The organism is Azospirillum largimobile (genome assembly GCF_977007025.2).
Genome location: NZ_CDRMUA020000001.1, coordinates 2,283,651 through 2,301,684 on the forward strand (window position 1 = coordinate 2,283,651; position 18,034 = coordinate 2,301,684).

15 protein-coding genes are annotated in these 18,034 nt (G+C 69.3%); 10 read left to right on the top strand and 5 right to left on the bottom strand.

The window, feature by feature from the left end:
* Positions 1–345 precede the first annotated feature (345 nt).
* Complete coding sequence (locus ACWPKK_RS10760; protein WP_452003636.1) at positions 346–2,514, top strand: phytoene desaturase family protein; 2,169 nt, start codon at positions 346–348, stop codon at positions 2,512–2,514.
* Here the strand turns inward: ACWPKK_RS10760 and gluQRS are convergent.
* Positions 2,491–3,378 (bottom strand): tRNA glutamyl-Q(34) synthetase GluQRS, encoded by an 888-nt coding sequence (gene gluQRS / locus ACWPKK_RS10765; protein ID WP_452003638.1) that lies wholly within the window; start codon positions 3,376–3,378, stop codon positions 2,491–2,493. The genes ACWPKK_RS10760 and gluQRS overlap by 24 nt on opposite strands.
* 60 nt (positions 3,379–3,438) lie before the next feature.
* Positions 3,439–3,606: a hypothetical protein gene (locus ACWPKK_RS10770; RefSeq protein WP_014248815.1), complete on the bottom strand. Its 168-nt coding sequence runs from the start codon at positions 3,604–3,606 to the stop codon at positions 3,439–3,441.
* A gap of 411 nt (positions 3,607–4,017) precedes the next feature.
* On the opposite strand from ACWPKK_RS10770, the gene ACWPKK_RS10775 reads away from it, so the two are divergent.
* Positions 4,018–4,581, top strand: coding sequence for an HNH endonuclease (locus ACWPKK_RS10775; RefSeq protein ID WP_044550074.1), 564 nt, complete (start codon positions 4,018–4,020; stop codon positions 4,579–4,581).
* Positions 4,582–4,632: 51 nt separating this feature from the next.
* On the opposite strand, the gene ACWPKK_RS10780 is transcribed toward ACWPKK_RS10775, so the two are convergent.
* On the bottom strand, positions 4,633–5,385 hold the full coding sequence (locus ACWPKK_RS10780; RefSeq protein WP_452003641.1) for a class I SAM-dependent methyltransferase: 753 nt from the start codon (positions 5,383–5,385) through the stop codon (positions 4,633–4,635).
* Positions 5,386–5,569: 184 nt separating this feature from the next.
* Here ACWPKK_RS10780 and ACWPKK_RS10785 point away from each other — a divergent pair, with 184 nt between their 5' ends.
* The gene (locus ACWPKK_RS10785; RefSeq protein WP_452003643.1) at positions 5,570–6,526 is read left to right on the top strand and encodes an acetyl-CoA carboxylase carboxyltransferase subunit alpha; all 957 of its coding nucleotides are present in this window, start codon (positions 5,570–5,572) and stop codon (positions 6,524–6,526) included.
* A 176-nt stretch (positions 6,527–6,702) separates the two neighbouring features.
* Here ACWPKK_RS10785 and ACWPKK_RS10790 read toward each other — a convergent pair whose 3' ends face one another.
* Positions 6,703–8,163, bottom strand: a complete 1,461-nt coding sequence (locus ACWPKK_RS10790) for a Y-family DNA polymerase (protein WP_452003645.1) — start codon at positions 8,161–8,163, stop codon at positions 6,703–6,705.
* A 344-nt stretch (positions 8,164–8,507) separates the two neighbouring features.
* On the opposite strand from ACWPKK_RS10790, the gene ACWPKK_RS10795 reads away from it, so the two are divergent.
* The 7 genes from ACWPKK_RS10795 to htpG all read left to right on the top strand — a co-directional run bounded on the left by ACWPKK_RS10795 (position 8,508) and on the right by htpG (position 16,374).
* A complete protein-coding gene (locus ACWPKK_RS10795) occupies positions 8,508–9,068 on the top strand; it encodes a hypothetical protein (RefSeq protein ID WP_452003647.1) in 561 nt (186 codons plus the stop codon).
* A 122-nt stretch (positions 9,069–9,190) separates the two neighbouring features.
* Entirely contained in the window at positions 9,191–9,685 is a 495-nt protein-coding gene (locus ACWPKK_RS10800; RefSeq protein WP_324869446.1) for a HupE/UreJ family protein, read from the top strand.
* 96 nt (positions 9,686–9,781) lie between these two features.
* The gene (locus tag ACWPKK_RS10805) at positions 9,782–11,101 is read left to right on the top strand and encodes a TAXI family TRAP transporter solute-binding subunit (RefSeq protein WP_452003649.1); all 1,320 of its coding nucleotides are present in this window, start codon (positions 9,782–9,784) and stop codon (positions 11,099–11,101) included.
* Between the two features lie 118 nt (positions 11,102–11,219).
* A complete protein-coding gene (locus ACWPKK_RS10810; protein WP_324869448.1) occupies positions 11,220–11,681 on the top strand; it encodes a GNAT family N-acetyltransferase in 462 nt (153 codons plus the stop codon).
* Between the two features lie 134 nt (positions 11,682–11,815).
* Complete coding sequence (locus ACWPKK_RS10815) at positions 11,816–12,484, top strand: glutathione S-transferase family protein (RefSeq protein WP_452003652.1); 669 nt, start codon at positions 11,816–11,818, stop codon at positions 12,482–12,484.
* 95 nt (positions 12,485–12,579) lie between these two features.
* Entirely contained in the window at positions 12,580–14,226 is a 1,647-nt protein-coding gene (locus ACWPKK_RS10820) for a hypothetical protein (protein WP_452003654.1), read from the top strand.
* 267 nt (positions 14,227–14,493) lie between these two features.
* Positions 14,494–16,374, top strand: coding sequence for a molecular chaperone HtpG (gene htpG, locus ACWPKK_RS10825; RefSeq protein WP_452003657.1), 1,881 nt, complete (start codon positions 14,494–14,496; stop codon positions 16,372–16,374).
* A gap of 116 nt (positions 16,375–16,490) precedes the next feature.
* Here htpG and ACWPKK_RS10830 read toward each other — a convergent pair whose 3' ends face one another.
* The gene (locus tag ACWPKK_RS10830; protein WP_452003659.1) at positions 16,491–17,732 is read right to left on the bottom strand and encodes an ATP-binding protein; all 1,242 of its coding nucleotides are present in this window, start codon (positions 17,730–17,732) and stop codon (positions 16,491–16,493) included.
* Between the last annotated feature and the right edge of the window lie 302 nt (positions 17,733–18,034).

Below are 18,034 nucleotides of genomic sequence, written 5' to 3' on the forward strand. Positions count from 1 at the left end.
ACCCCAACCCTCCCCCGCTCTCAGCGGACCTACGGTCCGCCTGCCGCGTCAGCACAAAGCATAGCTTTGTGCGAGAACTGGGCGGGGGAGGGGGTAAGTGCTGATGTGGGAGAGTGGCAGCAGTCCCTCCCCCGCCCAGCGGGGGAGGATAGGTGGGGGTTTAACGTTCCCCCACACGTACACCCCGCTCTCACCCGTACGCCCCCGCACTTCACGCATCGCGAACCGCCGTACGCCGCAGTTCACGAAGCCAAACCCGCTTCTTACGCACCCGCGCTGGCACGTACACCCGCCTGCCGACGATGGTCCTTCGCAACGCACACCAACCGCGAAGGCACCATCCCGATGCGCACGCACGCCAAGCTTCCCATCGCGTTCCGTATCCTGCTGGGCTTCTCTCCCTGGCTGCTGTTCGGCGCCGTCCTGCCGCTCGGCGGACTGCTGCCGGCCTCCCTCACGGCACTGGCGGCCAGCCTCGCGCTCTGCGTCCTCGACAGGCTGCGCGGCTCCCTCAAGGCGCCCGAACTGGTGGCTGCCGCCTTCTTCGCCATCCTGCCCGTCTGCGGTCCGCTCGGCTGGGATTGGCCGGTCCACAATCTCGGCCTTTCCATCCACTTGGCGCTGGCGGCCATGGCCTTCGGCAGCATCGCAGCCGGCAGCCCCTTCACCCTCCAATATGCCCGTGACGACTGGCCGCGCGAGTATTGGCACCTGCCGCATTTCGTCGCCGTCAACCGGCTGATGACAGCGGTCTGGGGCGTGCTGTTCCTGATCGGCGGTCTCGGCTTCGCCGCCCTGCCCGGCTGGGAGGCCGCTTTCTCCATCGGCAGCAGCGCACTTGGCATGGTCGCCAACCGGCTGCTGCCGGATTGGATCGTCGGTCGGGCGATGCGCCGCCGGCTGGCCGAAGCCGATCCGCATCCCTGGCCGGCGCCCGCGATCCTGAACCGGACGCGTGCAACGCCGAACGAGCGTGACGTGGTGGTGGTCGGCTCCGGCATCGGCGGCCTGACGGCGGCGGCGCTGCTGGCGCGGGCCGGGGCACGGGTGACGGTGCTGGAGGCGCATGACCGTCCCGGCGGCTTCTGCACCTCCTGGACGGTCAAGGCGCGCAACCGCAGCGAACCGGGCGCCGAGCCTTTCCGCTACGTCTTCGATGCCGGCGTCCACGACATCAGCGGCGCCCATCCCGGCGGTCCGGTCGACCATCTGCTGCGCTCGCTGGGGGTCGAGGACCGGGTGGATTGGCAGCCGGTGAACCGCGGCGTCGCGCTGGACGGCAAGTTGCTTCAACTGGCCGACGATGCCGATGGACTGGCCGCCCAGATCGCCGCCGACCACCCGCCCAGCGCCGCCGGAGCCGCCGCCTTCCTGGCGGAGATGCGGGCGGTCTATGACGACATGTATCGCGGCTGCGCCGACAGCGGCCTGCCCAACATCCCGCAATCGGTGGCGGCGATGCGGCGCTATGTGACGGAAAGCCCGCACGCCATGCGCTGGATGGCCCGGCCTTTCCAGGAGATGCTGGACCATTACATCCCCGACCGCGCCGGCCAGCGCCTGCTGACCGTGTTGACCGGCTATCTCAGCGACCGGGCGGAACTGCTGACGGCCGGCCAGATGGCGCCGATCTTCGGATACTGGTTCTCCGGCGGCTACTATCCGGCCGGCGGGTCGCAGGCTCTGGCCGATGCGCTGGCCCAGTCGATCCGCGCCGACGGCGGAGAGGTCCGGCTGCGCACCCCCGTCACCCGTATCCTGGTCGAGAACGGCCGCGCCGCCGGGGTTGAGACCGCCGATGGCCGCACCGTCCGTGCTCCGGCCGTGATCTCAAACGCCGACGTGCGGCGGACCATGCTGGAACTGGTGGGGGCGAAGCATCTGCCGGCCGCCTATGCCGCCCGCTGCGCGGCGCTGCGTCCGTCCACCTCGGCCTTCATGGTCACGCTTGGGCTGGACATGGTCCCCGACCTGCCGGCGATGACCTTCCTGCCGCGGGATCAGACCGGCTTCGGCATGGCGATCGCCGTCCCGTCCACCCACGACCGCAGCCTCGCCCCCGAAGGGCATGCCGCGGTGGCTCTGCTGCGGCTGGCCCCGGCCGATGCCGGCTGGAACCGCGCCGACCCAGCCTACAAGGCGCGCAAGCGGGCGGAGGGCGATGCGATGATCGCCGCTGCTTCCAGCCTGATCCCCGATCTGGAACGGCACATCACCACCCGGCAGGAGGCCAGCGCCGCCACCTTCGCCCGCTATGCCCACACCAGCGCCGGCAGCATCTACGGCATCGCCCCCGACCAGCATCGGCTGACCCGCCGCAGCCCGATCCCCGGCCTGTGCCTGACCGGCGCCGGCGTCTTCCCCGGCCCCGGCGTGGAGGCCTGCGTCATCTCCGGCCGGCTGGCCGCCGAAGCCCTGCTGGGCAAGGAGAGCCTGACGCCCGAGGCACTGCGCAACGCCGCCGGGCGGAGCACCGCCCGTTGTCCCGCTCTACCGGTGGCGCAAATGGGCTGAGTCCCATTCCGCAAACCTTGCCCCGGCAAACCCGGCCATCGCCCGGACCTCTGCCGGACTGCGGCCTTCGTCGCGGAGCGAGCGCAGGGTCTGGGCGCGGTCGCGCTTGGCCAGCCGCTCGCCCGCCGCGTTTCGCAGCAGGCCGTGATGGTGGTAGTCGGGAGGGTCGTAGCCCAGCAGAGCCTGCAGCAGGCGGTGCAGGTGGGTGGCGAAGAACAGATCTTCGCCGCGGGTGACCAGCGTCACGCACTGCAGATGGTCGTCGACGGTGACGCTGAGGTGATAGCTGGTCGGCGTGTCCTTGCGGGCCAGCACCACGTCGCCCAGCAGTTCCGGAGTCGCCTCCTGCCAGCCCTGGGCGCGGTCATGCCAGCGCAGCGGTCCGGTCAGCCGGCAGGCGGCGGCCACGTCGAGTCGCAGTGCCCAGGCATCGCCACGGGCGATCCGCTCCGCCCGCTCCTTGGGCAGGCGGTGGCGGCAGGTGCCGGGATAAAGGGGACCGTCGGGGCCGTGCGGCGCTGCACCGGCCTGCGCGATCTCTGCGGCGATGTCTTTGCGGGTGCAGAAGCAGGGGTAGAGCACGCCCAGCGACTCGAGCCGGGTCAGTGCCGCGCGGAAATCGTCGAAATGGTCGGACTGGCGCCGGACCGGGCCGTCCCAGTCGAGGCCGAGCCAAGCCAGATCCTCGATCAGGTCGCGCTCGTAGTCGGGGCGGCAACGGTTGGGATCGATGTCCTCGATCCGCAACAGGAAGCGGCCGGCGGCGCTGCGGGCGGTGGTCCAGCCGAACAGCGCGGAATGGGCATGCCCCAGATGCAGGTGCCCGGTCGGGCTGGGGGCGAAGCGGGTGACGAGATCGCTCATTCCCGCTTTATACCGGATCGCGCGCCGGACAGGGCGCGGGATGTGACGATCCGATTGGTCTCAGATGTAGGGATTGTCGCGGATCGGCTCGACCGGGATCTCTTCGCCCTCCAGATACAGCGCCAGGCGGCGGCGCAGCTCGCGGTCGAAAGCGTCGATGCGGATCTGGCGCTCCCGCTCCTCGCGTTCGCGGCGCTTCTGGGCGAGGTCGATGATGACGGCGGTCATGGCGGACTTTCCTCGGGGTCGCTTCCGGTCGGCTCGGGCCGGCAGGATCGGCTTGGATCAACGAGACCCACCATGGCGCCGCTATGGTTAACGAGGGGTAAGCGAGCAAGGCAAGCGCTGGTCTTTTTTCCCGATGTCACAGCCGCCGCGCGTGATGCCGGATGACCGGTTCCCGCCCCTGCCGGTAATGCCCTCAGCGCGAAAAAGGTTACATAACGGTGAAGAAATTCGGCCCCACCGGGTCAAGATGTTGAGTCCGGGCCGCCGATCCACTATGTATCTGGTTGTCCCGGATCGGCGATCCAGCAGTTGGGCCGGCCGCCGGGGCGGAGTAGACACGCCCCCGCGCACAAAGCCGCCTTGGTGTCGCGTGCCGGGATCCAGACACGGTTTCAGACAAGGGAGTGGCCATTGGCTCCACCACCCGATCACTGTCCGGCTCTGGTGCTGAACGCGGATTTCCGCCCGCTCAGTTACTTCCCCTTGTCGCTATGGTCCTGGCAGGAAGCGGTCAAGGCGGTCTTTCTGGAGCGGGTCAACATCGTATCGCACTATGACCGGGTCGTCAGATCCCCAAGTTTCGAAGTCCGGTTGCCCAGCGTCATCTCTCTGAAAGAGTTCATTCCGGCAACGCGCCGTCCGGCCTTCACCCGCTTCAACGTCTTCCTGCGCGACCGCTTCACCTGCCAGTATTGCGGCCGCCCCTTCCCCACCCACGACCTGACCTTCGACCATGTGATTCCGCGGTCCCGCGGTGGTCGGACGACGTGGGAAAACGTCATCACCTCCTGTTCCGCCTGCAACTTGGCGAAGGGCGACCGGCTTCCCCATGTCTGCGGCATGATCCCGCTCAGTCCGCCCTTCCAGCCCACCGCCTACGAGCTGCAGGAGAACGGACGCGCCTTCCCGCCAAACTTCCTTCACGAGAGTTGGCGGGATTTTCTTTATTGGGATTCGGAACTGGACCCGATGTAGGACCGCGATACACGATACGGGCGGGGGTGGGGGCAAGGCCGGGCCTCCACTCTACTCCACCCGTCCCAGCCTGACCGTCAGGGGCCAGCGGATCCGCCGCTCGCGCTCCGGCTCGCCCCACAGCGGCGCGATCTCCTCCGCGAACTCCTCCAGCGGATTCCGCCCAAGCGCCCGGGTCGCCGCCTTCACCCCCGACCAGGTGTTCATGTAGCCGAGCAGCCGGGGCAGCGACCAGACTGCCTCCATCGCCAGCGGCGGCACCGGCACTGTCGCAAACGGGAAGTCGAGGTCACGGTAGCCGTTCACCACCTTCCAGCGGTCGGCCGGCCAGTAGGGACCCAGCGTGCCGTTGTGAAAACGCTCCACCACCGGGTCGAGCACCGGATCGTCCAGTTGCTGCAACGCGTAGCAGACCAGCGCCACCGCCGCCCCCGGCTTCGCCACCCGCCTCACCTCGGCGTAGAAGCGGTCCAGGTCGAACCAGTGCGCCGCCTGCGCCGCGACGATCAGGTCGCAGCAGTTGTCGGGCAGGCCGCCGTCCTCCGCCGGGGCGACGGCGTAGCGGATACTGGGATGAGGTTCGGCTTGCGCGATCTGCTCCGCGCTGGCATCGGTGGCATGGACCGCTTCGAAGCGGGCGGCGAGCGCGACGGAGAATTGCCCGTTGCCGCAACCGACGTCCCAGGCCAGCCCACGGGCCGGAGCCGCATCGGCCAATGCGTCCGCCAGAGCATCCGGGTATGTCGGCCGGAAGGCGCGGTAATCGCCGGCATGGCCGGAGAAATGGTCCTTGAAGGAGGTCATCGGTCTGGAGTCGCCCCGGAATGATTAGGGTTGGAATTCCGCGGCGGATGAGGATAAACCCTGTGGGTTCGTCGCGGAACCCTTCCCAGGCCGTCCCGCATCTTTCCGCTGTGGCGCAGGCGCGCCGGGCGTGCTAACCAAGCGCGCGCTTTTTCGTGCGCCCCGCCAACCACCCGTGTCCGGCATGCAGACCTTCCTGGAATTCGAAAAGCCGATCGCCGAGCTTGAAGGCAAGATCGAGGAGTTGCGGCACCTGACCAACGCCGGCGACATCAACATCGCCGACGAGGTTGCAAAGCTGCAGGCCAAGGTCGACAAGCTCCTGCGGCAGACCTACGCCAAGCTCACGCCCGCGCAGAAGGTTCAGGTGGCCCGCCACCCCAATCGTCCGCACTGCCTGGACTATGTGCACGGCCTGATCGAGGACTTCACGCCGCTGGCCGGCGACCGCCATTTCGCCGAGGACCGCGCGGTCATCGGCGGTCTGGGTCGCTTCCGCGGCCGTTCGGTGGTGGTGATCGGCCAGGAAAAGGGCAACGACACCGAATCGCGCGTCCGCCACAATTTCGGCATGGCGAAGCCCGAAGGCTACCGGAAGGCCCAGCGCCTGATGGATCTGGCCGACCGCTTCAAACTGCCGGTCGTCTCGCTGGTCGACACCGCCGGCGCCTTCCCCGGCGTGCAGGCGGAGGAGCGCGGCCAGGCCGAGGCCATCGCCAAGAGCATCGAGCGCTGCCTGCGGCTGAACGTGCCGATGGTCGCCTCGGTCATCGGCGAGGGTGGATCGGGCGGCGCCATCGCCATCGCCACCGCCGACCGCGTGCTGATGCTGGAACACGCCATCTATTCGGTGATCTCGCCGGAAGGCTGCGCGTCGATCCTGTGGCGCAGTTCCGACATGGCGGGCGAGGCGGCCATCGCGCTGCGCCTGATCAGCCAGGACCTGAAGGAACTGGGTGTCATCGACCGCGTGGTGAGCGAGCCGATCGGCGGCGCCCACCGCGACCCGGCCGAGACCATCAAGAAGCTCGGCGACTGCATCGAGGAGTCGCTGGGCGAACTTGACGGGCTGGACGGCGTCACGCTCCGCGCCAAGCGCCGCGAGAAGTTCCTGGAGATGGGGCAGAAGGGGCTGGGGTGATCTGATCCCTGGTATTGTTGCCCTGGTATTACCCCCACCCTAACCCTCCCCCGCTGGGCGGGGGAGGGGACAAGCGCTTGTTCGGAAACCTGTCGTTTTACAGAAAAGCGGCAGTCCCTCCCCCGCCCAGCGGGGGAGGTTAGGTGGGGGTCTAACGCCTCCATCCCAAAAGCACCTCACCCCAAGAACCCGTGCAGGAACCAGCGCGGCCATTCCCCCGGCCGGTACAGTCCGGCGCGGAACAGCCAGAAGCGGCGGCCGGCGCCATCCTCCACGCGGTAGTAATCGCGCACGGCCAGCCCCAGCGATCCCTCCGGACGCCACCATTCGCATTCGATCCGCTCCGGCCCCTCGGCCCGGCTCACCCGGTGGCGCAGGCCGCGCCAGACGAACTGCAGCGGCGGGTCGTCGGGCAGCGGGGCGGTGGCCTCGATCGGTTCGGGCGGGGTCAGCAGGCGCAAGGGCCGCGGCCGGCCGGCCGGCCAGGGCTTCGGCAGCGGCAAGGCTTCCACCGGCGCCAAAGGCGCCACACAGCGTTCCGGCAGCCAGCTTTCCCGCGGCACCAGCCGCAGCACCGCCCGCTCCCCCAGCCGCAGAGCCAGCCGGTCGACCAGTTCCGCCAATCCGCCGTCAATCCCCTCGCCATCGATGCCGGTCTGGATGGCGGTGAGCGGCCCTGTCTCCGTCGCGGACAGCACAAGCGTCTCCAGCCCCGGACCGGGGTCGATCCGCTCCAGCAGCGGGGCGGCCAGCCGGGCCAGCGCCGCCGGATCGCGGGTCGGGCGGCTGGTGCCGAGCGTCAGGCTCTGCGGTTCGTCGTCCACCCGCTGGTCGGTGCGGTGGGCGTCCAGCCGCAGACGACGCACCCCCTGCCCCGCCGCCTCCAGCCTCTTGCACAGCCGGCCCAGCAGATGGCGGAGCGCCCCGGCGATCGACTCGGGCGTGGAGATCGGCTCGGCGAAGGTCAGGCGCTCGCGGTGCTCCGGCACCGGCCGGCGCGGGGAGATCGGTTCGTCCAGCCGGCCGAAGGCCTGATCGTATCGTTGCAGCAACTTGGCCCCGAACCGCGCCGCAAGGCCGGCCCGCGGCATGGCATGCAGATCGCCGATCCGCCGCAATCCCAGCGCATGCAGCCCCTCCACCATCTCCATGGGCAGGCGCAGGGCGGCCAGCGGCAGGCCGTCCAGCCGCTCCAGCCGCCGATCCTCCGGACCGCCGAACCGCACCAGCCCCCAGGCGGCGGCGGGGGTGTCGGCGATGGCGGCGCGGGCACTGAAGCCGGCGGCGCGCAGCCGGCCAGTCAGGTCGGCGGCCAGAGCCGCCTCGCCCTCACATAGATGGTTCCCGAACAGGTGGGCGCAGCCGGTGATGTCGATCACCACCCCGTCCGGCTCGTCCGCCGCGGTCCAGGGGCTGTAGCGCCGCGCCCAGTCGGCGATGCGGCCGAGCAGGGCCGAATCGGCCTCCGGCGTCGCCTCCGCCACCTCCAGCGCCGGTTCCAGGGCGCGGGCATCGCTGAGGGTATGGCCGGGGCCGATGCCGGCCGCCGCAGCAGCCCGGTTGACCGCGACCACCATCCGCCGCTGGCGTTCCGTCCGCAGCAAGGCGAAGGGGCGGGCCCGCAACTCGGACGGCATGCTCCGCTCCCGCGCGTCGGTCGGGAGGCGTGGCAGCCATAGGGCGAGGATGCGGCGGCGCCTCTCCACCCCGAGGCAAATTTTCCTCTTCCCCCCGGGGAGAGGGTTAGGGTGAGGGGGACGCGCTGCGGGACCTTTGCCAGCATCCTGCAGCGGCTCCCCCTCACCCCGACCCTCTCCCCGGGGGGGAGAGGGGGATAAGGGCGGGTGGCGAGGGAAGCGCGTCATACGGGAACCAACAATCAGAACAAAGAAAGAACACTCTAGCGCCAGCTTGGCTGCGAGGGGAGTCCCTCCTTTAGGGTCATCTTGCCGAAACGTTCGGCAGTGCCGACATTCAGTTCATGACCCCACATCTCCCGCGTCTCGTCGTCCGCCGTCTGGCTCCGCTGGCATTTCTGCTGGCCGCAGGCGCCTGTACGCCGTCGGAGTTGCGCGACGATGCCCCCGGCCGCGCCCAGGCCTTCCCGCCGGTCTACAACCAGACATTCGTCCCGGGAGGCGGGGAGCGGCGGACCTGGAGCCAGATCCAGGCGGAGCAGTCGCGCGACTCCAGCCCCGGCACCGCCGCCCGGCCGCGGCAGGCCGAGGAGGCGCAGCCCCGCGCCAACCCCAGAGACACCAACTCGGGAAACACCGACCGGCCGCCCCCCAAACGTCCCCGCGGCAGTTCGTCGCCCCCGCCCGACCCGGCCGCCCTGCCGCAGCCGCCACGCCCGATCCCGGTGCCGCCCCCGCCCTCCTCGCAGAGCGCCACCGACGCCTTCAAGCGCGACCTGATCCGGCCGGAGGTGGACCGCATGCGCACCGACGACGCCATGGGGCGGCTCGACCCGCTGGGCCAGCGCGACCTGATGAAGCGCGAGAACGACCTGCGCCAGTGGGGCGACCCGCTGGCACGCTAATCTCCCGGCAGGATTCCTCCGGCAGCATCCTCCCGGCAGCCTCCGCCTTGGCGGCTTGACCCCGCACCCGCTCTGCCGCCATACCGGCCCCGTGATTAGGAACGGACGGAGGATGCGGGCGCATGACGACGGTGACGGGGGCCTTCGGCAACGGGCTGACCACGCCGGTGTGGGTGCTGCAGCATCTGCTGGGCATCCTCGGCATCGGCCTATGGGCGGGGCAGGCCGGCGGCACTGCGGTCTGGCAGGTGCCGGCCGCCGCCGTGACCGCGGCGCTGGCGGCGGGCTTCGCCGCGCAGATGGGGCTGCGGCTGCCCTATGCCGGTCCGGGGCTGGCGGCTTCGCTGGTCGTGATTGGATCGCTGGTGGCGCTGGGGGTGCGGGCGCCGGCCGTGCTGGCGGTACTGGTCGCCGCGGTCGCCGCGGTGTTCCATGGCCATACCCACCAGGGGCCGCCGCTCTACTGGGCTGGCTTCGCCGCCGGGCTGATGCTGGTGGCCTGCGGCGGGCTCGGCCTGTCGATCGCGGTGACGCAGGCCGAGTCGGACCGGGCGGTGCGCGTGTGTGGCGGTGCGGTAGCAGTCGCGGGCGTTCTCGACCTCGTCGGCGTGATTTGACCGGTTGCGCCTTGAAATGAGGGGGTTGCGCGGAAATCTTTGAAGGCACCCCTCTTCCCAGCCCGGATGACCGGGCCAGACGAACGGAACGCCCCGGTGCCCCGCGCAGCCGCCAAAGCCTGCCTTACCCCGCCGGGGCTCCCCTCGAAGGGGCTTCAGACGCATTCCGATGCGGCCCCTCCGATCAGCCCACTGACCCGCCGGCGACTGCTGGGCCGCCTGTTGGGCGGGTTGGCGCTGCCGCCGCTGCTGGCTTCGGTCGGCGGCTTGGCGTCGGGCGGAGGACGGCCGGCGGCGGCGCAGGACCTGCGCTATTTCCGCATCGGCACCGGCACCACCGCCGGCACCTATTTCCCGATCGGCGGGCTGATCGCCAACGCCATCTCCAACCCGCCGGGCTCCCGGCCCTGCGACAAGGGCGGAAGCTGCGGCATCCCCGGCCTGATCGTGGTGGCGCAGGCCAGCAACGGCTCCGTCGACAACATCGAGCTGCTGCGCGCCGGCACGGTGGAAGCCGGCTTCGCCCAGGCCGACGTCGCCTTCTGGGCCTACAGCGGCACCGGCAACTTCACCGGCAAGCGCCCCTTCGCGGAGCTGCGCTCGCTCGGCATGCTTTATGCTGAGGCGATCCAGATCGTCGTCCGTTCCGACGGCTTCATCGACCGCATGGCCGACCTGAAGGGCCGCAGCATCTCGCTGGGCGAGGAAGGATCGGGCACGCTGGTGGAGGCGCGGCTGATCCTGGACGCCTACGGCCTGTCGGAGACGACGATCACGCCGCACTACCTGAAGCCCGGCATGGCCGCCGACCGTCTGGCGAAGGGCGAACTGGACGGCTTCTTCATGGTCGGCGGCTTTCCGGTGTCGGCGGTCGCCGACGTGGCGGCGCGCGTGCCGATCCGCCTGGTGCCGCTGGATGGCGAGCCGGCCGCCCGGCTGCTGCGGACCCAGCGCTTCTATATCGAGGACGAGATCCCCGCCAACGCCTATCCCGGCAGTGCCGCCACCCCGACGCTGAGCCTGGGGGCGGAACTGCTGACCCGCGCCGACCGCAACCAGGACCTGATCTATGGCGTCGTCCGGGCGCTGTGGCACGAGAACACCCGCCGCATCCTGGCCGACGGGCATCCGCAGGGCCGCAATTTCGACCCCGCCCGCGCAGTCGCCAACGTCTCCGTCCCCCTGCATCCGGGAGCGGAGCGCTATTACCGGGAGGCCGGCCTGCTGGGCAACGCCGCCAACGAGGAGAACCGCGCGCCCGCATCCACGCCGGAGAACGGCGCCGGCACCGGCGGCAAGCCTGCCGGAGACAAGCCGGCAGGAGACAGGTCGGCAGGGGACAAGCCGGTAGGGGACAGGCCCGCCGGGGACAAGGCCGCAAAGGATCGGGCTGCGGGGGAGAAGACGGCACGCTGAGGCGTCCGCTCTCCGGGCGAGACGAAAGGAGCGTTCCCGGACGACCCGCCGAGGGAATATTCTGTTTCCCATCCGGTTGATCCAGACGATCGACCGCAACGGGCAGAAGGGAGGAGGCATGCCGGCCGGCGAAGGGAGGGGCATCGCGATCCGTTCCGTCCGCAGCGCCGACGCGACGCGCTGCGCCGAGATATTCCTGCATGGCCGCCGCCAAGCCTTTTCCTGGCAGCCCGCCGACCGCTTCGGACTGGACGATTATTACGACTGCGTGCGCGAGGATGCGGTGCTGGTCGCCGAGGCGGACGGGACGGTGGTCGGCTTCGTCTCCCTCGATCCGCAGGCCCGCATCATCCACAACCTGTTCATCGACCCCGGATGGCACAAGCGCGGCATCGGTTCCGCCCTGCTGCGCGAGGCTCTGGGCCTGCTGCGCGGCGGCCAGCGCCCGGCCGAACTTGCCTGCGCCGCCCGCAACGCCGCCGCCCGCGCCTTTTACGAACGCAACGGCTGGACGCCGGTGACCGCGCCGTCCAACGAAGGGGACGCACTGGTGCTCTACCGCCTGTCGCGGGCGGGGTGAGGCGCCTGCTCATCCGCCATCTTTCCTTGCTGCCCCTCTTGCCGGAATCCCCGTCGCCCCTCCCCCAACGAGACGCGCAAGCGCCGATGCGCGGACTGTTTTCGCGTGCCGCGTTGCGGTAAAGTCCCGCCGCCATGCGAACCCTGTACCACCACCCGATCCACCCCCTGTCGCGCGTCGCGCGCGTGATGCTCGCCGAGAAGGGCCTTCCCTTCGAACCCGTGGTCGAAAAACCATGGGAGAGGCGCACCGAATTCCTGAAGATGAACCCCGCCGGCGAGGTGCCGGTGCTGGTGGAGGAGGATGGGACCGTCGTCGCCGGCGGCCTCGCCGTGATCGAATATCTGGAGGAGGCCTATCCCGACACGCCCCTGCTGCCGCGGGAGGTCGCGGCGCGGGCGGAGGTGCGGCGGATCGCCGACTGGTTCCTGCACAAGTTCGAACGCGAGGTCGGCGAGAATCTGGTGGGCGAGAAGCTGATCAAGCGGCTGTCCGGCCAGGGCCATCCCTTCGCGCCGGCGATTCGCGCCGGTCTTGCCAACATCACCTACCATCTCGACTATATCGCCTTCCTGTCGGAACGGCGGCCCTGGCTGGCGGGAACCGTCTTCACGCTGGCCGACATCGCCGCCGCGGCCCAGCTGTCCTGCCTGGACTATATCGACAACGTGCCGTGGGACCGCAGTCCGGAAACCAAGGACTGGTACGCCCGGATCAAGTCGCGCCCCAGCTTCCGCGCCCTGCTGGCCGACAACGTCACCGGTTGCCCGCCGCCCCGGCACTACGCCGATCTGGATTTTTAACGCCATCTTAGGAACTGACGCATCAGAGGCATGGACCGGCCTCGCGTATCAGGCTTAACGTGCTCCCAAAATCGTAAGTTGGGAGTTGTTCCTCAATGCGTCTGCGCCGTCTTTCGTCCGTCCCGGCCCTGCCGGTCCGTTCCCTGCGGCCTGCCCTGATCGCCGGCGGCATGCTGGCACTGGTGGCCGGCTGGCCACTCTCCCAGGCCGCCCACGCCGCCCCCGCGGTCGACGAGGCAGGCGCCAAGGCGCTTGCCGCGTCGCTGAAGAAGGACCTGCCCCGCTGGTTCCCGCCGCCCACCGAGGATGGCGAAGGCATCGGTTTCGAATGGCAGGGCGACCCGACCGTCAAGCCGGCCGGCGACCATTACGACGTCGCCCTGCCGCGCCTGTCGGCGGAGGATGCCGAAGGCACCCTGTTCGACATCGGCACCGTCCTCTTGTCGGTGACGCCGAAGGACGACGGCCAGTACGGCGTCTCGATCACGCTGCCCAGCGCGATCAAGGTGCAGAACCTGGACGACAACGACGAGTATGTCGACGCGGCCACCATCTCCATCGGCAAGCAGTCCTTCACCAGCACCTGGTCTGGCAAGCTGGAGACCCTGCTGGCGGTCGATGGCGCCTACAACGACATCGCCGTCAGCGCCGCCGACGGCAAGGGCAAGATCTCCATCGCCTCCATGACCATGGTCCAGGACCTGAAGCCGGAGGCCGGTGCCGGCGGCGCCACGCTGTGGAGCGGCCCGGCCGCCTTCGCCTTCGGCGGCCTGTCGGTGCTGGACGAGAAGAACAAGGAGCTGGTGAAGATCGGCGGCGTCACCGCCGAGGCCGCCTACAGCCGAGTCGACCTGACCAAGGTCAGCGCGCTGCAGAAGCTGTCGGAGCAGGCCGCCGCCCGGGGCGTGCCGCCGACGCCTTCGGAACTGCTGCCGAAGATGCAGGGCATGTTCGGCGGCATCACCGGCGCGATGCGCCTGACGAACCTGTCGGCCGTCAACCCAGAGGACGGCACGAAGATCACGCTGGGCCAGCTCGCCTTCCGCAGCGGCCTGACCGATCTCGACCAGGCGCTGTCGACCGTCAGCATGGGCATCGAGGCCCGCGACTTCGTCATGACGCCGTCCCCGGCCCCCGCCGCCTTCACCCCGCGCGCCTTCGAAATGAAGCTGTCGGTCGCCAAGCTGCCGAACACTGCCTTGTGGAAGGCCTTCACCGAGCTCGCCAAGACCGCCGAGGCTGAAGAGGCTCCGCCGCCGAAGAAGGGCGCCAAGCCGGCCAAGGCCCCGCCGCCCCCGCCGTCGTCCGACGTCATCATGCAGCAGGCGATGGCCGCGATGGGCGAGGCCGGGACCGAGCTGCGCATCGACGCGCTGAACCTCGACACCCCCGCCACCGCCGGCACCGCCACCGGCGCGGTCAAGGTCGCGACCCAGGCCGCCTTCGGCGTCACCGGCGGCGCCACCGTCCTGCTGCGCGGCATCGACGCCGCGGTGAAGGCGATGCAGCCGGCGCCGGGCACCAAGCCCGACCAGGAGACGCAGGATCTGCTGGCCGGCCTGGCGATGGTCCAGGCCCTGGGTCAGGCCGGCAAGGACGACAGCGGCGCCGAGATCCGCACCTACAAGATCGACGTGACGGATGCCGGCCAGCTCCTGCTGAACGGCGCCGACATGACCGCCCTGCTGGCTGGCGGCAGCGAGCCGGCACCGGCTCCGGCTCCGGCGCCGAAGAAGAAGTAAGACAAAGTTAGACCCCCACCTAACCTCCCCCGCTGAGCGGGGGAGGGACTACCGCCGAACTCCGGCAAAGCTCCAATCCCCTCCCCGGCCCAGCGGGGGAGGGTCAGGGTGGGGGCCTCGCAAGCCGACGCCTCCCACCCCCAACCGCGACACCCCGCCGCACACCTCCCGCGGTTGCACGGCACAAGCCTCTTGAACGGCCGGGACGCTTTCACATATCTCCGCCGTCTTGACGCCCACCCGTGCAAAACCAACGAAGGTGCCCCCATGACCGAGGAACGGCTCAGTTTTCAAGCCGAGGTCAGCCGTCTGCTCGACATCGTCGCCCACTCGCTCTACAGCGAGAAGGAAGTCTTCCTGCGCGAACTGGTCTCCAACGCGTCGGACGCCTGCGATCGCCTGCGCTATGCGGCCCTGACCCAGCCGGAACTCTCGGCCGACGATCCGAACCTCAAGGTCCGCCTGCTGGTCGACAAGGACGCGCGGACCCTGACCGTCGCCGACAACGGCATCGGCATGAACCGCGAGGATCTGGTCGAGAATCTCGGCACCATTGCCCGCTCCGGCACCGCCGCCTTCATGAAGTCGCTGGAAGGCGCCGAAAAGGGTGACGGCAAGAAGGACGTCAACCTGATCGGCCAGTTCGGCGTCGGCTTCTATTCCGCCTTCATGGCCGCCGACAAGGTCACCGTGCTGACCCGCAAGGCCGGCGAGGCCCATGGCTGGCGCTGGGAGTCCGATGGCAAGGGCGAGTTCACCATCGCCGAGGCCGACAGCCTGTCGCGCGGCACGAAGATCGTCCTGCACCTGCGCGAGGGCGACGACGAGTATCTCGACGAGGCTCGGTTGGGCGGCATCGTCCGCAAATATTCCGACCACATCGCCATCCCGATCCTGTTCGGCGAGGGTGACGACGCCAAGGCGCTGAACAGCGCGTCGGCGCTGTGGACCCGGTCGAAGTCGGAGATCACCGCCGACCAGTACAAGGAATTCTACCACCATGTCGGTCACGCCTTCGACGACCCGTGGCTGACCCTGCACTGGCGGGCCGAAGGGGCGCTGGAATACACCAACCTGCTCTATGTGCCCTCGACCAAGCCGTTCGACCTGTTCGATCCGAAGCGCGCCCACCGGGTGAAGCTGTACGTCAAGCGCGTCTTCATCACCGACGCGGCGGAAGGGCTGATCCCGCCCTACCTGCGCTTCCTGCGCGGCGTGGTCGACAGCGAGGATCTGCCGCTGAACATCAGCCGCGAGATGCTGCAGCACAACCCCATGCTGGCCAAGATCAAGGCCGGCATCACCCGGCGCGTCCTGTCGGAACTGTCGAAGAAGGCCAAGGACACCGAGAACGCGGCCGAATACGACAGCTTCTGGGAGAATTTCGGCGCGGTGCTGAAGGAAGGCCTCTATGAGGACTACGAGCACCGGGACGAACTGCTGAAGCTGCTGCGCTTCCGCACCACCGCCGGCGAGGATCTCGTCTCGCTGGAGCAGTATGTCGCCCGCATGAAGGAAGGCCAGGACGCCATCTACACCATCAGCGGCGACGACATCGACACCCTGCTGCGCAGCCCGCAGTTGGAAGGCTTCAAGGCCAAGGGCGTCGAGGTGCTGCTGCTGACCGATCCTGTGGACGAGTTCTGGATGCCGTCGGTCGGCGTCTATGACGGCAAGCCGTTCAAGTCGGTCACCCGCGGCGGCGCCGATCTCGGCAAGATCAAGGGCGAGGAGACTGAGAAGCCGGAGGAGAAAACTCCGGAGGGCGAGCTGACCGATCTGCTGGCCCTGCTGAAGCTGACCCTGTCCGACGTGGTGAAGGACGTCCGCAAGTCAGAACGCCTGACCGACAGCGCCGTCTGTCTGGTGGCCGACGACAACGACATGGACATGCACCTGGAACGCCTGCTGAAGCAGCACAAGCAGCTGAACGGCGAGGTCGGCAAGCGCATCCTGGAGATCAACCCGTCCCACGCCCTGATCAAGCGGCTGGCCGAACGGGCCAAGGGCAGCGGCGCCACCGACGCGCTGGAGGATGCGGCGTGGCTGCTGCTCGACCAGGCCCGCATCGTCGAGGGCGAGCCCCTGCCCGACCCCGCCGCCTTCGCCCGCCGCCTGGCGAGCGCGATGGAGAAGGGACTGGCGTAAGGATCGCTCCTAGGAGTATTTGCAAGCGCTATCCGGAAAAAGCCCCTCTTCCCTCGCGGGAGAGGGGTTGGGGGTGAGGGGGAAGGGCAACTTTCCCGGCCTTCGGCCGGCCCCCCTCATCCCATTCCTTCTCCCGCGAAGGGAGAAGGGCCGCTCCGCCCCACCCGGTCGGCCGGGAAGACCAGCGACATGACGGTTCCCTCGTCACGGCGGCTGACGACGTCCAGGCGGCCGCCATGCAGTTCGATCAGGCGCTTGGTCAGCGGCAGGCCCAGCCCGGTGCCGACCTGGGCGCGGGCCAGCGCGCTGTCGATCTGGCCCCAGGGCTCCAGCGCCTTCGCCAGTTCCTCCCCGGTCATGCCGATGCCGGTATCGTGCACCGACAGCCACAGCGTGCCGCCGGCCGCCAGACGGGCGCCCAGCGTCACCACCCCGTCGACCGGCGTGAACTTCACCGCGTTCGACAGCAGGTTCAGCAGCATCTGGCGCAGCTTGCGTTCATCCGCGCGCAAGGGCGGCAAGTCCGTGGGCACGGCGGTGACGATGCGCACGCCATGGCGCGCCGCCCGTTCGGCCAGCAGCCGCGCCGTGACGATCGCCACCCGCACCACGTCCACCGTCCCGTCCACCAGCTCCAACCGGTCGGCATCGGCCTTGGACAGGTCGAGCAGGTCGTTGATCAGCTCCATCAGGTGCCGGCCGCTCTCGGCGATGTCGCGGGCATAGTCGCGATAGAGCGGGATGGCGTGCGGCCCCGCCACCTCCTGCTCCAGCAGCTCGGCGAATCCCATCATCGCGGTCAGCGGCGTGCGGATTTCGTGGCTCATGTTGGCGAGAAAGGCGGTCTTGGCCCGGATCGCCCGCTCGGCCTGCCGGCGCGCCTCCTCCAGCTGGCGGGCACGCAGATCGGTCTGTTCGGCGGAGCGCGCCATCAGCCCGGTCACCGTGCCGACGCCCAGATAGCGGCCCTGGTCCACCACCAGGAAGCCGGTCACCAGCGCCGCCGGCTTCAGCCGGGCGAGCCGCCGTCCGATCTCCGCCAGCGGGGTCGTCCCCTCCACCAGCAGCGGATGCGGGTCCATGAGAGCGGACACCTCCACAGTCGAGGCATCCTTTCCCCCGTCCGGCGGAAGACGGCTGCGCTCCAGCAGGCCGACGACGCACCCCTCGCCATCGACCACCGGCAGGGCAGGCAAATCAGGCTGGCGGTTGAAGCGGGCAGCCGCTGCCGCACAATCCTGTTCGGGTGCCAGCGGCGGCACCGGAACCGCCAGCCCGGCGGCGGTGAAGGCGGGTTCGTCCATGTGCGCCTCCGGCATGGCGGCCGCGGCGGGAAGCGGCGGATCGAATGGCGTCACGGCGTCTCACCCCCTCCCCTCTCCGGCGCGAACATGCCCGGTCGGCACCGGTCGCAGGATGCGCGGCGCTCCAGCGGCAAAACCTAGCAGCGGATTATGAGCAATTGGTTTCCGCTCCGACCATCCACCCCGCCACAGACCTATACAAAAGTCCTATAACCATGGAAGGAAAGGCTTTTGCACGTTCGGCCGTCCGGCTGTGACCTGGGCATTTGAGAATGGTTCCGAAACACAGTATGATGGTCGGGTATTCGGGGTGCCGCGTTCGGCCGACCGGACTTGTCCGGCCGGCCGGCATTTGC